The organism is Sinomonas terrae (assembly GCF_022539255.1).
In the GTDB taxonomy this organism is placed as follows: domain Bacteria; phylum Actinomycetota; class Actinomycetes; order Actinomycetales; family Micrococcaceae; genus Sinomonas; species Sinomonas terrae.
The window spans coordinates 75818-90238 of sequence record NZ_JAKZBV010000001.1 but is presented as its reverse complement, the minus strand read 5'-3'; the positions used below and the strand labels follow the sequence as shown (position 1 = coordinate 90238).

The 14421-nt window shown below is 66.7% G+C and carries 13 protein-coding genes; 9 read left to right on the top strand and 4 right to left on the bottom strand.

Features of this window, described 5'->3' with window-relative positions; translation table 11 throughout:
- Positions 1–5: 5 nt before the first annotated feature.
- From L0M17_RS00395 to L0M17_RS00380, 4 genes are all read right to left on the bottom strand, one after another.
- Positions 6–1253, bottom strand: a complete 1248-nt coding sequence (locus L0M17_RS00395; RefSeq protein ID WP_241050179.1) for an MFS transporter — start codon at positions 1251–1253, stop codon at positions 6–8.
- Positions 1250–3217: a penicillin-binding transpeptidase domain-containing protein gene (locus L0M17_RS00390; RefSeq protein WP_241050177.1), complete on the bottom strand. Its 1968-nt coding sequence runs from the start codon at positions 3215–3217 to the stop codon at positions 1250–1252. Before L0M17_RS00390 ends, L0M17_RS00395 begins: the two co-directional genes overlap by 4 nt.
- A 72-nt stretch (positions 3218–3289) precedes the next feature.
- The gene (rbsD, locus tag L0M17_RS00385) at positions 3290–3673 is read right to left on the bottom strand and encodes a D-ribose pyranase (RefSeq protein ID WP_241050175.1); all 384 of its coding nucleotides are present in this window, start codon (positions 3671–3673) and stop codon (positions 3290–3292) included.
- Positions 3670–4632, bottom strand: coding sequence for a ribokinase (locus L0M17_RS00380; RefSeq protein WP_241050173.1), 963 nt, complete (start codon positions 4630–4632; stop codon positions 3670–3672). Before L0M17_RS00380 ends, rbsD begins: the two co-directional genes overlap by 4 nt.
- A 341-nt stretch (positions 4633–4973) precedes the next feature.
- On the opposite strand from L0M17_RS00380, the gene L0M17_RS00375 reads away from it, so the two are divergent.
- From L0M17_RS00375 to L0M17_RS00335, 9 genes are all read left to right on the top strand, one after another.
- Positions 4974–6011, top strand: coding sequence for a zinc-dependent alcohol dehydrogenase family protein (locus L0M17_RS00375; protein ID WP_241050172.1), 1038 nt, complete (start codon positions 4974–4976; stop codon positions 6009–6011).
- Positions 6008–6682 carry a DUF2291 family protein gene (locus tag L0M17_RS00370; RefSeq protein WP_241050170.1) on the top strand — a complete coding sequence of 225 codons (675 nt, stop codon included), beginning with the start codon at positions 6008–6010 and terminating at the stop codon, positions 6680–6682. Before L0M17_RS00375 ends, L0M17_RS00370 begins: the two co-directional genes overlap by 4 nt.
- Positions 6683–6684: 2 nt before the next feature.
- Positions 6685–8229 (top strand): sugar ABC transporter ATP-binding protein, encoded by a 1545-nt coding sequence (locus L0M17_RS22575; protein WP_241050168.1) that lies wholly within the window; start codon positions 6685–6687, stop codon positions 8227–8229.
- A 31-nt stretch (positions 8230–8260) separates the two neighbouring features.
- The gene (locus L0M17_RS00360) at positions 8261–9391 is read left to right on the top strand and encodes an ABC transporter permease (RefSeq protein ID WP_241050167.1); all 1131 of its coding nucleotides are present in this window, start codon (positions 8261–8263) and stop codon (positions 9389–9391) included.
- 43 nt (positions 9392–9434) lie between these two features.
- Entirely contained in the window at positions 9435–10424 is a 990-nt protein-coding gene (locus L0M17_RS00355) for a D-ribose ABC transporter substrate-binding protein (protein WP_241050166.1), read from the top strand.
- Positions 10425–10517: 93 nt separating this feature from the next.
- Positions 10518–12257, top strand: coding sequence for a dihydroxyacetone kinase family protein (locus L0M17_RS00350; RefSeq protein ID WP_241050164.1), 1740 nt, complete (start codon positions 10518–10520; stop codon positions 12255–12257).
- A gap of 1 nt (position 12258) precedes the next feature.
- Positions 12259–12732 carry a ribose-5-phosphate isomerase gene (locus L0M17_RS00345; RefSeq protein WP_241050162.1) on the top strand — a complete coding sequence of 158 codons (474 nt, stop codon included), beginning with the start codon at positions 12259–12261 and terminating at the stop codon, positions 12730–12732.
- Positions 12725–13552 carry a triose-phosphate isomerase family protein gene (locus tag L0M17_RS00340; RefSeq protein WP_241050160.1) on the top strand — a complete coding sequence of 276 codons (828 nt, stop codon included), beginning with the start codon at positions 12725–12727 and terminating at the stop codon, positions 13550–13552. Before L0M17_RS00345 ends, L0M17_RS00340 begins: the two co-directional genes overlap by 8 nt.
- A gap of 10 nt (positions 13553–13562) precedes the next feature.
- On the top strand, positions 13563–14381 hold the full coding sequence (locus L0M17_RS00335; protein ID WP_241050157.1) for a DeoR/GlpR family DNA-binding transcription regulator: 819 nt from the start codon (positions 13563–13565) through the stop codon (positions 14379–14381).
- The last annotated feature ends 40 nt before the right edge of the window (positions 14382–14421 follow it).

The window sequence follows — 14421 nt, the reverse complement described above, 5'->3', positions numbered from 1 at the left end:
CGCGCTCAATCGCGCCTGCGCGTGGCCCCCGCGAGCACGAGCGAGACCGCGATGGGCACGAGGATCGCGAGGAGGGCGTGCCGGAGGCCGACGTGGTCGCCGAGGAAGCCCAGGAACGGTGGGCCTGCGAGGAACGCGATATACCCGATCGTCGCCACCACTGAGACGCGGGCGGCTGCGTGCCGTGGATCGTCCGACGCGGCGGACATTCCCATCGGGAACGCGAGCGCCGCGCCCAGGCCCCAGAGGAGAGCGCCGACGGCGGCAAACCAGTAGGAGCCCGCGAGCGAGTAGACCGCGAGGCCGATGAGTGCCGAGACCATGCTCAGGCGCAGGGCGACGACGCGGCCCAGCTTGTCGATGACGCGGCCGCCGAACCAGCGAGCGAGGGTCATGGCGCCGACGAAGAGCGCGAAGAGCGCCGCGCCCCCAGACTGGCTCGTGCCGAGGCCGTCGACCGAACCCTTCGCGATCCAGTCGTTGCCTGCGCCTTCCGTGAGCGTTGCCCCGAGGACGACGACGCCGATCAGCAGCGTGCGCGTGTCCGTCCAGGCGGCACGTGCCCCGCGAGGTTCCTTGCCTTCGGTAGCCGACAGTGCGCCGTCGTCCGCGGAAGCCTCCGTCGCGGCATGCGCGGTGAGCGGCAGGAAGTGCCGGGGGACCAAGATCATGATGATGACGACGGCGACCATGATCGCCGCGAGGTGCAGCGGGAGCGGCACACCCAGTGCGCTGAGGGCCGCCCCGACGATGGCGCCCAGGAACGCTCCGCCGCTGAAGCCCGCATGGAACTGCGGCATGATGGTCCGACCGAGCCGGTGCTCGACGTCCGCCCCCTCGATGTTCTGGCCGACGTCCCAGAGGGCGATTCCGATCCCGAACAGGGCAAGGCCGATGGCGACGACCAGCACGGACACGATCAGCAGGCCGAGTGCGAGCAGGCCGCCCGCGAGGACGGCCAAGAGCCCTCCGAGGCGCACGGTCCGGACGATTCCGACTCGGTTTGAAATGGGGCCGACGAGAGGCATCGAGCACAGCGAGCCGATGGCCCCGACGAGCAGGACGAGGCCCATCTCGCCGGTTGAGAGCCTGAGGGTCTGGGTGACCGCGGGGATTCGCGCTGCCCAGCTCGCGAAGATGAAGCCGTTGGTGGCGAAGATGATGAACGTTGCGATTGCCGCCCGCCGCACCGCGGGCCGGTCCACCGGCACCTCGGAACCGACGGCCAAGTTCTGCTCACCTTCGCGGGTCATTGGCTCGCCTTGGTGAGGAAGTTGGTCAGAAGCGGGCCCGAGATGGTTGCGCCAAGGCCGCCCTCGTCCACGAATACGGCGACCGACAGATCTCCATGGACCCCGATGATCCACGCGTGGGTCTTGGGTGGGTTGTCGCTTCCGAACTCGGCGGTGCCGGTCTTTGCTCCGACGGGGGCTCCAGGGACAGAAAGCAGGAAGCCTGCGTGGCCGCTCGTCACCACGGCTCGCATCATCGCCTGCAGAGGGGCCGCCTCGGCTGCCGTGATGGGTTTATCGTTCGCCTGCGCGGGGCTCGGTGAGGCGCTCGGGGTGGCCGATGCGCTCGGAGTGGCCGGCTTGCTTTCGCCCGTGTTCAGGACGAGCCGCGGCGAGACGAGGCCCCCCTTCTGAACGGACGCGGCCATGACGGCGGCCGAGAGCGGCGACATGAGAATCTGCCCCTGGCCGATCATCGAGGCGGCGTGCTCCGTCGTCCCCGCGGTCGCGGGAACGGAGCCCATGAACGCGTCCGTGCCGAGCTGTGGGGCATCGATGGCGAGGCCGAGCGATGTCGCCGCGGATTGGAGCTGCGCCTGAGAGACCTTGTCGCGCTGAGAGATGAACGCTGTGTTGCACGAGTGCGCGTAGGCGTCCTCGAGCGTGATGGTGCCGAGATGGTCTTCCGGGTAGCCCGTCGCGTTCTGGAACGTCTTCCCGTCGACAGTGAGGGTAGGAGTGCACTGCACTTTGAGATCTGGAGTCGCGCCCTGGCGGAAGAGGGCGAGCGAATCGACAGTCTTGAAGATCGAGCCGGGCGCGTACTGGCCGAGCATCGCAGTGTTGTAGCCGTTGCTTCCCGGGCCGCTCGCGGCGGCGAGCACGGAGCCGTCCGAGGGGCGGATCGCCACGATGGCCGACGCCGGCCCGACCGAGGCGAGCGTGTCATCGGCGAGCTGCTGGAGCTTCGGGTCGAGTGTGGTGCGGAGCGGTGTCCCCGTCTGGGCAGGGGCCGTGAACAGTGTCCGCGACTGGTCCGGCTGAGTGCCCGAGGCCGCCGACCCTCCGTCGGGGTGGCCAGCGAGCACGGTCACGCCGTCCTTGCCGCGAAGTTGGTCGTCGTACTGTGCCTCGAGCCCGCCCTGCCCGGTCTGATCGCCTGCGCTCAGCTCGCCGTTCGACTTCTGGATCTGCTCCGCCGTCGCGTCGCCGACGGTTCCGAGCACGGCCCGCGCGAACTCGCGCGTCGACGCAAGCGGCAACGTGTCGCCGAGGGCGAAGGCCCCGGGGATGGCGGCGATCTGCTCGTCGGTCGGAGTCCGGTCCGGCGTGTCTCGCAGAACGATGGCCTGCACGAAGGCCTGAGGGCCGGAGGCCGCGACCTGCTTCGCGTAGTCGGCGGGGTCCACGCCAACGAGGGACGCGAGGGCACGGGCCGAGGAGTCGAGTTGCGCCGCGGGAGCCTTCGCCTTGTCGATGCCCACGCGCTTGACTGGCCGCTCCGTCACGAGCTGGGCATCGTTCGCACCGAGGATGTCTCCTCGGGCCGGCGCCGTCGTGCGGAGCTTGAGGACCTCGCCCGCTTGAAGCCCGGGCGCGACGAGTCCGGGGACCCACTTGACGCCCCAGTGGCCATTCGACTGGGCGACCTCCGCCGTCGTCGTGTACTTCCATTCACGCCCCGAAAGGTCCCAGCTGAAGTCGAACGGCACGGTCGTGGTGCCGTTCGCCGTCGTCGGCTGGCCCGCCGTCACCGACGGCTTGAGGCCGCCGAGCCCTGCGACGATCGACTTGAGCTGGCTTTGGGCAGCCCCCGGATCAGTTCCGATGAGCGCTGCGTGCGAGACGTCGAGGGACGAGAGTCCGCTGCTGAGCTCCTTCGCCGCCGCTTCGGCCGCGGCCTTCGACCCGTCGTCGCACGACGTCAGAACGGCCCCGAGCAGGACAGCGGAAAGGACAAGAGAAGCGGTGCGAATGTTCCCCACCGGCTCAGCCTACTGGCGCCCCAGCACGGTTCCTAGGAGGTTGGGGCAGCTCCTAGGAGGTTGGGGCAGGGGCTAGAACGGCACGCCGCAGCGCAAGGCCACGTTGGCGTAAGGCGTGGCCTCCCCGGTTCGGACGAGAACCTTCGCTTCGGAGGCGAGGCGTTTGAACTGTTCGTGGGAAATCGATGAGACCCCCACGAGACGGCTTTGCACCCATCCTTCGACGAGGCTTCCTCTGCCCTCCTCCGCGACGACAGCTGACTCGATGACCAACTCGTCCAAAAGCGCGTCGAGGACCTGTGTGAAGCTCGGCACACCCGGGACGAGTGCAAGGTCGACTATTGGACCGTTGAGCGGAAGAGGCAGGCCGCAGTCCGCGACGACGACCAGATCGCCGTGGCCGAGGGTAGCGATCGCCGCACTCAGCGGACCGTTCAGAATTCCGCGCTTCTTCATGCTGTCCCTTCTGGAAGGCGATCCCCGCGCCAAGGATACGAGGGTTGAGCGCCGGCGCGGCAGACAGCGTACGAACCCACCCGCACAGCAAAGGTGACCGCCTCGCTGAGGGAGGCGCCGACAGCGAGCCTCGCGCTCAGGGCGCCCACGAACGCATCACCGGCCCCCGTGGTATCCACTGGTTCCACCCGAGGGGCAGGGACCCTGACTGTGGAGTCTCCGTCCGAGAAGACTGCTCCGACGGCGCCGAGAGTGATGACAACCGAACCTATACCCTCTTCCAACAGTGCTTCCAAGACACCTTCCTCCGAGGTCAAACCAGCGGTTTCCCGGCCGAGCATCTCGAGTGCGAGCCGTCCTTCGTGCTGATTCACGACGAGCGGATCGGCCCGAAGGATGAGCTGCCTTTCCAGAGGGATGACGGGGGCCAGGTTGAGGACGAGCCGAGCCGGGCTCTCCGCCGCGGCGGCAACCGCGGCCCCAGCGGGGACCTCGCCTTGGAGCACCAGGATGGCCGACTTCTCGAGCAGGCCCGATTGCGCTTCGATCAATGCCCTGTCGACATGGGCGTTCGCACCCGGAATGACGACGATGGAGTTCTCTGCAGTCCGCTCGTCTACGGTGACGAAGGCTTGACCGGTGGGTCCGGGAACCGTGACGATGCCCGTTGCGTCCACTCCGGCTTCCCGGAGTCCGCTCGTGGCGGTCTCCGCATAGGCATCGTCTCCCACCGCGCCGACGAAGGCGACGCGAGCCCCGAGCCGCGCGGCGGCCACGGCCTGATTTGCGCCCTTCCCGCCCGGATGGACCGCGATGGACTTCCCGATGACCGTCTCGCCCGGCAAGGGATGAGCGGCGACTCGAAGGACGATGTCCGCGTTGATCGAACCGACCACCGTGACAAGCCCACCGCGGGAAACCTCGACCGCCCCGTGCGCCAGCTCTGTCTCGTGTTCCATCAACCGTCCTCGTCTGGTCTCAATTCGGTCCCGCTGTCTGCAGCCCTCCCACCTCCGGCGAGCTGGGCTGATTTTTATCACACTGCGAACGAGCACGATAACAACCCTCTAAGGGCCTCCCTTAGATCGACCGTTGACACGTTCTGCACCGCTATCTATGGTGTATCTAACACGAGCATGCGAGCAAGATCACATGAACTTAACATGAGGAACGGGCCTCGACTCGGCTCGTACCCGCGGTTCACGGGGGCGTCCGCACCAAAGCGCCCATCTTGAGAACCAGCTCAAGCACTGGAGTCAGGCCGCCACAGACATCCGCCGACGGAGGCGAGAACGGAGCAATGATGCGCGCAGTTGTATTCAAGTCCGAGGGCAACTTGGCACTCGAGGAGAGGCCGAAGCCCACCCCTGGGTACAAGGAGATCCTGATCGAGACCGCCGCGGTGGGCATCTGTGGGACCGACACCCATGTGTTCGACGGAGAGTTCGAGGGAACCGTCTTCCCTCTGGTTCCGGGCCATGAGGCCACGGGCACCATCGTGGAGCTGGGCGAGGGCGTCAATGACGGAGTGTTCGACTTCAAGGTCGGAGACCACGTCGCAGTGAATCCGAGCACGACGTGCGGCGAATGCGAATTCTGCCTCAACGGGCATCAGAACCTGTGCCGGTTCTGGAATGGGCTCGGGGTTGTAGCTTCCGACGGCGCGTCGCAGCAATACTTCACCGCGCCCGCCAGCAACGTCTACAAGCTCAAGCCGGAAACGGATCTCTACGAGGCGGCGCTCATCGAGCCGCTCGCTTGCGCGATCCGAGGGTGGGATGTTCTCCCGCGACGCCTCGGCGACCACGTCCTCGTGTACGGCTCGGGCACGATGGGCCTTCTCATGGCGCAGCTGGCCAGTAAGGCAGGCGCGGCAACGGTGACGATCGTCGACCTCAACGAGGATCGGCTCAAGACTGCGGAAGAGTGCGGAATCGAGTTCCGTTACACCACGCCCGACGACGCGGACCGGGAGAAGTGGGACGTCGTCATCGACTGCACCGGCAATATCCGGGCGATCGAAGACGCACTGACCCGAGTGAAGCCGGCAGGCTTCTTCCAAGACTTCGGCGTAGCACCCGCCGACCGCACTGCCCAGTTCTCGCCCTTCCGCGTGTATCGCGACGAGATCTCGATTGTCGGGACCATGGCGGTCCTGAACTCGTTTGGGCGGGCCGTGGAGCTGTTCGAGGCAGGTGCCATCAACGCCAAGGCAATGATCAGCCATTCGTTCACTCTCGACGACTATTCGGAGGCGCTGGACATGTTCCGCAAGGGCACGGGTCGCAAGCTGCAGATCCGCCCGAACGACACCGAATCGCGGGTGCTGATCGGATGAGCACCGCAACAACGACAACGCGGATCGCGGCCAAGCGGAAGGGACTCAGCCCTGCCACGAAGCGCTGGATCTGGATCGGCCTGGCAATCGTGCTCCTGCTGGCGATGTTCTTCAGCACGAAGATCGTCCCCGCCGGCTCGGGCGCAGCCCAAGGACCCGCCGCGTTCAATGCCGCTGACTACGGCAAGAAGCAGTTCCCGAAGCAGCAGGCCTTCATCGACAAGAACGCCGTGGATGCGGCGACCCTCGCCGCAGCGGCCGAGAAGGACCCGACGGCGGCCGAACAGAAGTACGGCAAGACGTCCGACGGCGCGACCTACGTGATCCCGGTGAAGTTCACGGGCGTCGTCGGCAAGATCCCGCCCGACGGCTACACTCCGATCACCGTCCCCGGGCTCCCCCCGGGAATCAAGGTAGGCGTCCAGCTCGGCCCGGCGATCAACGGAACTGATCTTCGTGACGTCACGGGTGACATCACGTTGAACAACTTCCAGAACCAAATCCAGCTGCAGGACGCCGGGGCGGCGATCAACGACCAGCTGAAGGCAGAGCTCAACAGCGTCAACGCGCAGTCGCTCACCGGAAAGACAATCCAGGTCTATGGTGCCTTCACGCTGATCAACCCCCAGCAGTGGAACGTCACTCCGTCCCGCATCAACGTGGAGAAGTAGCCGTGTCAGAGCAGAGCCGCACCACGCGGCAGCATGAAGGCGCACCGGTGCTCTCGGCACGGGACGTGGTCAAGACGTACGGCGCGACCCGGGCCCTCAAGGGCGTGAACTTCGATGTCCACCGGGGCACGGTGACCACCCTGTTCGGCGAGAACGGGGCGGGCAAGTCCACTCTCATGAAGATCCTGTCCGGCGTCGAGCAGCCCACCTCGGGCACGATCATCCTGGACGGGGAAGAGGTGACGTTCGCCGACACCAACGATGCCCGGGACCACGGCATCTCGATCATCCATCAGGAGCTGAGCCTCGCACCCAACCTCTCCGTCCGCGACAACCTCTTCATGGGCTCTGAGCTCCGCACTGGGCTCGGCGTCGACTACAAGGAGGAAGAGCGTCGCAGCCGGAAGGTCTTGGCCGAGCTCGGCCTCGACATCAATCCCCTGACCACGGTCTCCGAGCTGCGGCTCGGCCAGCAGCAGCTCGTCGAAATTGCGCGCGCCCTGTTGGCCGACTCCCGCATCCTGATCATGGACGAGCCCACTTCGGCGCTCTCCGCCACTGAAGTCGAGATCCTCTTCGGAGTCATCGACGATCTCACCTCACGTGGGGTGTCGATCGTCTACATCTCCCACCACCTCGAGGAAGCCCTCCAAGTGACCGACTACGCCGTCGTCCTGCGAGACGGGTCGATCACGGCGAACGGTCTCGCGAAGGACATCGACCTCGAGTGGATCGTGCGGAACATGGTCGGCGAGAACTTCGACCTCGGTTCTCCGCCCACGGGCTACGAGTTCGGGCCCGTAGCGCTGGACATCGACGAGATCAGCGTGGCCGATCCGAAGGAGCCGGCACGGCTGCTCGTCGACCACATGTCCCTGCAGGTCCGCGAAGGGGAGATCGTGTGCATCTACGGCCTCATGGGCGCGGGTCGCACCGAGCTGCTCGAGGCTGTGGCCGGGAGGATCCCGATGGCGGGCGGCACTGTGCGGATGCGCGAGGACGAGATCTCGAAGCTGAGCCTCAGGGACCGTCTGGCATCAGGCTTGGGCCTCGTACCCGAGGATCGGCAACGCGACGGGCTCGTGCAGACCATGACCGTCGGTCAGAACATCTCCTTGGCCAGCCTCGGCACGTTCGTCAGGGGACTGTTCGTCTCTCGGGACCTCGAGAGATCGCACACCCAGGACGCCATCCGGGACGTGCGGGTCAAGACGGCAGGCGGAGGCGCGCTGATCGGCTCGCTCTCCGGCGGCAACCAGCAGAAGGTCGTCATCGGCAAGATCGTCTCGACCGGCCCGAAGGTATTGCTGCTCGACGAGCCGAGCCGGGGCATCGACGTCGGGGCCAAGGCGGAGGTCTTCAGACTGATCGCCGAGCGCGCGCGTGAGGGTCTCGCCGTCGTCTACTCCACGAGCGAGGTGGGGGAATGCCTGAGCATCGCCCACCGCATCATCGTGATGCGACGCGGGAAGATCGCGGCCGAATTCGGCCCGTCCGCCAGCAAGGAAGAGATCATGGCCAGCTCGGGCGAAGCAGTGCTGGCGTAGGAAACAGTGACTAATTCAAAGGAAATCCAGCATGGCTGAAGCATCGGTGTCGCGCCGGCGCAATCCCTTCGAGGGGCTCACGATCGGCGCGGTCCTCCTCGAAGCACGCGCGTTCCTCGCGCTCGTGGTGATCTTCATCGTCTTCTCGCTCCTGGCCCCGAATGCGTTCCCCACCCTCTCGAACATCATCGTGATGTGCCAGCAGGTCTCGGTGTACGCAATCCTCGCAGTCGGCATGCTCGTCGTGATCCTGGACGGCGGCATCGACCTGTCGGTCGGCTCGACTCTGGGCCTCTCCGGCATGGTGGCGGGCCTTGCTCTCCAGGGCTTCCCGCTCGGCGGCGTGGTCCTGTACCCGCCGGTGTGGGTCGTCGTCGTCATCGCGGTGGCGACTGGGGCCGTGATCGGACTCATCAACGGCGTGCTGGTCGCGCGTCTGAACGTCGCACCATTCGTCGCAACGCTCGGCACGATGTACGTGATGCGCGGCCTGGCGTCGCTGACCACCAACGGCCTGACCGTCAACAACCTCGGAGGCCGAGCCGATCTGGGCAACACCGGCTTCGAATGGCTTGGCTTCAACTCCCTCCTCGGGATCCCTGTCGGCGTGTGGATCCTCGTGGTCGTCGCCATCGTCGCGAGCCTCCTGCTGAACCGCACCGTCTACGGGCGATGGCTCTATGCGTCAGGCGGCAATGCCCGCGCCGCCGAACTCTCCGGCGTCCCGGTTCGCAAGGTGCGCGTCCGCGCGTACGTCATCTCCGGTGTGTGCGCGGCCATCGCAGGCGTGATCCTCACCAGTGAGCTCACCTCGGCCGGTCCTACTCAGGGCACGTCCTATGAGCTGACAGCGATCGCGGCCGTCGTCATCGGCGGCGCCTCCCTGATGGGCGGCAAGGGCACCGTGCGCGGCACCCTCCTCGGCGCCTTCGTCATCGGCTTCCTCGCCGCCGGGCTGACCATCGTCGGCATCTCGGCCTACGTGCAGACGGTCTTCACCGGCGCGGTGATCGTGCTCGCCGTCCTCCTCAACGGCATCCAGGTCAGGCGACGCCGTCGCGCCGGGCGCGAGGGAGCAGGATCACCCCCGTTGCCGCCGTCCACGGTGGGCAGCCAGAACGGCGACACAGTCCCATCAGCTGTCAAGAACAAGGCCGTCTGAGCCCCTCAGCCGGAAGCAAAAGAAAGAGAGCGAAGGAATCCATATGTTCCGCAAAGCTATTGGCGCAGCACTGGCGCTCGGCGTCACAGCGGCCGTCGCAATGACCGGCTGTTCGGGTGGAAGCAGCTCCGGGTCCGGCTCCTCGGCGGCCTCGGGGGGCAAGGCAGGCGGCCTGATCACGATCGTGGTCAACGACCCCTCGAACCCCTACTGGCTCACTGAAGGAAACGTCGCGAAGGCCGAAGCCGAGCACCTCGGCTATCAGGCAACGGTGGCAGCGTCGAAGGGCGACGTGAACACCGAGTCCACCATCATCGACACAGCCATCGCCAACCACTCCGCCGGCATCATCCTCGACCCGGCGAACGCGGACGGCTCGATCGGGAACATCAAGCGCGCGATGAATGCGAAGATCCCTGTGTTCCTGGTCAATGCCGAGATCAACCAGACCGGGGTGGCACTCGGCCAGCTCGTTTCCAACAACGCCCAGGGCGCTGCCATCGGAGCCCAGCGGTGGATCAAGGCGGCCGGCACCCAGGGCAGCTACGCGGAACTGTTCGGGCTTCCGTCGGACAACAACGCAGCGACGCGTTCCAACGGCTACAAGACCGTCATCTCCCAGTATCCGGGATGGAAGGAAGTCGCGAAGCAGACGGCGAACTGGGACCGTGCCCTCGGCCAGCAGAAGATGCAGTCCATCCTGCAGGCGACCCCTAACATCAACGCCGTGATCTCGGGCAACGACGAGATGGCACTCGGTGCGATCGCCGCCTTGAAGCAGGCCGGCAAGACCAACGTCATCGTCGGCGGCTTCGACGGTTCCCCGGATGCGGTCAGCGCGGTCAAGGACGGCTCGCTCGCCTACACCGTCCTGCAGCCCGTGGCGACCTTCACGAAGAAGGCCGTCGACGAGCTCGACGCGTACATCAAGAACGGGACCAAGCCCTCGCAGGAGAAGCAGTCGTTCGACTGCATCCTGATCACCAAGGCCAACGTCGACAAGATGACCGCGCCGTTCACCTACTCCGGCTGATCAGAGCAGAACGACCGGCCGCCCGCTTCCGAGCGGCCACACGGGGGCGGATGCCTCAGGCATCCGCCCCCGCCCAGCCCACTGAGAGGGACCATGAGCTACGTACTGAACGACGCGGCCTCCTTCGCCGACGATTCCGCCGATGGGTTCGTCGCCGCACACCGCAATCTCGTCCGCCGCGTGCGCGGCGGCGTCGCCCGCGCCGGCGCGACCGCCCCCGGGCAGGTCGCGGTCGTGATCGGCGGCGGTTCCGGCCACTACCCGGCCTTCGCCGGACTCGTCGGACCGGGGATCGCCCACGGCGCAGCGATGGGGAACGTGTTCGCCTCCCCCAGCGCGCAGCAGGTCGTCTCCGTGGCCCGCGCGGCAGCCTCCGACGCGGGCGTGCTCTTGGCCTACGGCAACTACGCCGGGGATGCGCTCAACTTCGACCAAGCCCAGGACCAGCTGCGCGCCGAGGGCATACCCTGCCAGACCGTGCGTGTCACGGACGATATCTGCAGCGCGCCGCCTGCCGAGCAGGAGAAGCGCAGGGGCATCGCCGGGGACCTCGTGGTATTCCGGGCAGCGGGATGGGCCGCTGAGCAAGGCTTCGACCTCGAGTCCGTGACGGCCCTCGCGGCCCGCGCGAACGAGCGCACCCGCTCGATCGGGGTCGCCTTCTCCGGCTGCACCCTCCCCGGCACGGCCGAGCCGCTCTTCACCGTGCCTCCCGGGATGATGGCCGTGGGAATGGGGATCCATGGGGAACCCGGGATCGAGACGGTCTCGATGGCCACGGCCAGCGGGCTCGCAGGACTCCTCACCGACCGCCTCCTCGCCGAACGTCCCGAGACCGCAGACGGGGCGGGCAGGATCGGAGTGATCGTGAACGGCCTCGGCTCCGTCAAGTCGGAGGAACTCTTCCTGCTCTACGGAGCCATCGTGCCGCTCATGGAGAAGGCGGGACTCACGATCGTCGACCCGGAGGTCGGCGAATACGCCACCAGCTTCGAAATGGCCGGTCTGTCCCTCACCGTCGTCTGGCTCGACGACGAACTCGAGCAGGCATGGCGTTCCCCCGCTTATACCCCCGCCTACCGCAAGGGAGCAGTCGACATCAGCGCAACCGCCCCCGCCGTCGCCCCCGACGAAACAGCCTCGGAGGTGGCAGCGATGGCGGCGTCGTCCGAGGAAGCCGCCGCGGCAGGCGCACAAGTCCTCAAAGCCATCGATGCGATCAAAAACGTGATCGACCGCGAGGCCGACGAACTAGGCCGCCTCGACGCGATCGCCGGCGACGGCGACCACGGGATTGGCATGCAGCGCGGCGCAAGAGCGGCCGCCCAGGCAGCCGCGGCCGCAAGCGCCGCGGGCGCTGGCGCTGGGACAGTCCTCGTCCTGGCCGGAGACGCCTGGGCTGACAAGGCAGGCGGCACCTCCGGGGCCCTGTGGGGCCTCGCCCTGCGCACGATGGGCCAGCAGATCGGCGACGACGACGCCCCCGCGCCCGCGACGGTGGCCCAAGCCGTGACCGCGGCCCGCGAAGCCGTGCAGCGCACGGGCAAGGCCGAGATCGGCGACAAGACCCTCGTGGACGCGCTCGTCCCCTTCGCCGAGCGGCTCACGGCACTCACGTCCGAGGGCCGTGGACTGGCGCAGGCATGGACCGAAGCCGCTCAGACGGCAACGGCCGCTGCAGCCGGCACAGCTGACCTCCTCCCGCGGCTGGGCCGGGCACGGCCCCACATGGAGAAGAGCCTGGGCACCCCGGACCCCGGCGCCGTCTCGTTCGCCCTCGCCGTGACCGCGGTGGGCGCTGTCCTGGATGCATACGACCTGAAGGAGAACTGATATGAGCCGCACGTGGCGAGTCGTCGTCGGATCCGATGGCGCCGGCTATGACTACAAGGAGACCCTCAAAGCTGACCTGGAGAAGGACCCACGGGTATCCGAGGTCATCGATGTGGGGGTCGATGCAGAGGACGATACCGCCTACCCCTCCATCGCCATCGCCGCCGCCGAGAAGGTCCGCGACAACGAGGCGGACCGCGCACTCCTGGTCTGCGGCACAGGCCTCGGCGTGGCCATCGCCGCGAACAAGGTCCCCGGGATCCGGGCGGTCACCGCGCATGACAGCTACAGCGTCGAGCGCAGCGTCCTGAGCAACAACGCCCAGGTCCTGACGTTCGGCCAGCGCGTCGTCGGACTCGAGCTCGCGCGGCGCCTCGCAAGAGAGTGGCTCGGGTACGAGTTCGACGAGAATTCCGCCTCTGCCAAGAAGGTCGCGGTCATCGACGGATATGAGAGCACGGGCTCCTGTGACTGAGTCTGCTCCTCCCGCTCCGGCGGCTGGGGGCGGTGCGCGACCGATCGTCCTCGGTGTGAGCTTCAAGCTCTATCTGGATGTAGACAGCACTGTGGAATGGGCGAAGACGGTCGCAGAGGCCGTCCGCGACCATCCGGCTGTCAAGGGCGGAAGAGTGCGGCTCTTCGTGCTGCCTTCCTTGCCCGCGATACCCGGCGTCGTCGACGCCCTGCAGGGCACCGGGGTGGGCGTGGGTGCCCAGGACCTCTTCTGGGAGGACCGCGGCGCGTTCACGGGAGCGGTCAGCGGTGCCGACCTGCGCACTGTCGGGTGCAGTTATGCGGAGATCGGCCACGCAGAACGGCGTGCGTTGTTCGGGGAAGACGATGTGATCCTCGGGCGGAAGCTCGTTGCCGCCTTGAGGAACGGCTTGACCCCGGTCCTCTGCGTCGGCGAGACCGTGAAGTCGGACCCCCAGACGGCGGCTCGGGAAACGGCGGCTGAGCTCGAAGCCGTGACGAGAGACCTGCCAGCGTCCGACGGCGGCCACGACCTCATCGTCGCCTACGAGCCTCGCTGGGCGATCGGGCAAGCGGAGGCAGCGGACCCCGATTATGCGGGCACGGTCATTGCGGGGCTGAGACAAGTGCTCGAAAGCGATGAACGGATCGGATCCTCGTCGATCCTCTACGGCGGCAGCGCCCAGCCCGGAACCCTTTCGGCCCTGAGGGAGACCGCCGACGGGCTTTTCCTCGGGCGCTTCGCACACGATCCTCGCCGCTTCGGACTCGTTCTTGACGAGGCCCTGGCGCTACGTGATCCTCAGCTGAGAACCGGGTGAGGGAGAGAAGATGACGCTGAAAGCGGACGAGTCAGCGACCGCCGTACGTCAGAGCCGGCAATTGCAACGACAGCGGGCGATCAGCGACGCGGTCATGGCGGAGGGTGCGATCCGCATCGAGCAGCTGGCAGAGCGCTTCGGGATCAGCGTGATGACCGTCCATCGCGACCTCGACGAACTTGAGAATCGGGGGCTCATCCGGAAGAACCGGGGTGTGGCAACCGCCCTCTCGACCGCATTGGTCGAGTCGAGCGATGTCTACCGCTCGAGCAGGCAGCTCAGCGAGAAGGAAGCCATCGCCCACGCCGCGCTCGAATTCATCGAGCCCGGTCAGGCGATCATGCTCGACGACTCGACGACAACGCTGCATGTTGTGCCGCATCTCAAGGACCGAGCTCCTCTGACGGTGATCACCAACACCCTGACCATCGTCAACGATCTCCGCGGGACCAAGGGGATCTCCCTGCTCGCCCTCGGCGGGCAGTACTACAACTGGTGCAGTGCCTTCATGGGACGCATGACGATCGAGGCCATCTCCTCGCTCCGAGCGGACATCCTCCTCATGTCGACCTCCGCGATCACCGACGACATTGCCTTCCACCAGACCCAGGAAACCGTTGACATCAAAAGGGCGATGTTCGACGCCGCGGCCAAGCGCATTCTGTTGGCGGACCACACCAAATTCGAGAAGCGCGCCCTGCACGCGATGCTCTCTCTCGAGCGTTTCGACGCCATCATCGTCGACGCCGGGACGGACAGGGAGCACATTGCACGACTGCGCGACAAGGGCATCCACGTTCTGGTTGCCCGCCGAAATCACAGGCAATGAATGCCGCAGGCACGAGCCAAAGGCTGACGAAAGGAATTGA

What these genes read in the sequence shown, in the direction of transcription:
- L0M17_RS00360 (WP_241050167.1), top strand. Translation starts at nt 8,261, where the DNA reads ATGGCTGAAGCATCGGTGTCGCGCCGGCGCAATCCCTTCGAGGGGCTC.
- rbsD (WP_241050175.1), bottom strand. Translation starts at nt 3,673, where the DNA reads ATGAAGAAGCGCGGAATTCTGAACGGTCCGCTGAGTGCGGCGATCGCT.
- L0M17_RS00380 (WP_241050173.1), bottom strand. Translation starts at nt 4,632, where the DNA reads ATGGAACACGAGACAGAGCTGGCGCACGGGGCGGTCGAGGTTTCCCGC.
- L0M17_RS00350 (WP_241050164.1), top strand. Translation starts at nt 10,518, where the DNA reads ATGAGCTACGTACTGAACGACGCGGCCTCCTTCGCCGACGATTCCGCC.
- L0M17_RS00345 (WP_241050162.1), top strand. Translation starts at nt 12,259, where the DNA reads ATGAGCCGCACGTGGCGAGTCGTCGTCGGATCCGATGGCGCCGGCTAT.
- L0M17_RS00355 (WP_241050166.1), top strand. Translation starts at nt 9,435, where the DNA reads ATGTTCCGCAAAGCTATTGGCGCAGCACTGGCGCTCGGCGTCACAGCG.
- L0M17_RS00395 (WP_241050179.1), bottom strand. Translation starts at nt 1,253, where the DNA reads ATGACCCGCGAAGGTGAGCAGAACTTGGCCGTCGGTTCCGAGGTGCCG.
- L0M17_RS00370 (WP_241050170.1), top strand. Translation starts at nt 6,008, where the DNA reads ATGAGCACCGCAACAACGACAACGCGGATCGCGGCCAAGCGGAAGGGA.
- L0M17_RS00375 (WP_241050172.1), top strand. Translation starts at nt 4,974, where the DNA reads ATGATGCGCGCAGTTGTATTCAAGTCCGAGGGCAACTTGGCACTCGAG.
- L0M17_RS00335 (WP_241050157.1), top strand. Translation starts at nt 13,563, where the DNA reads ATGACGCTGAAAGCGGACGAGTCAGCGACCGCCGTACGTCAGAGCCGG.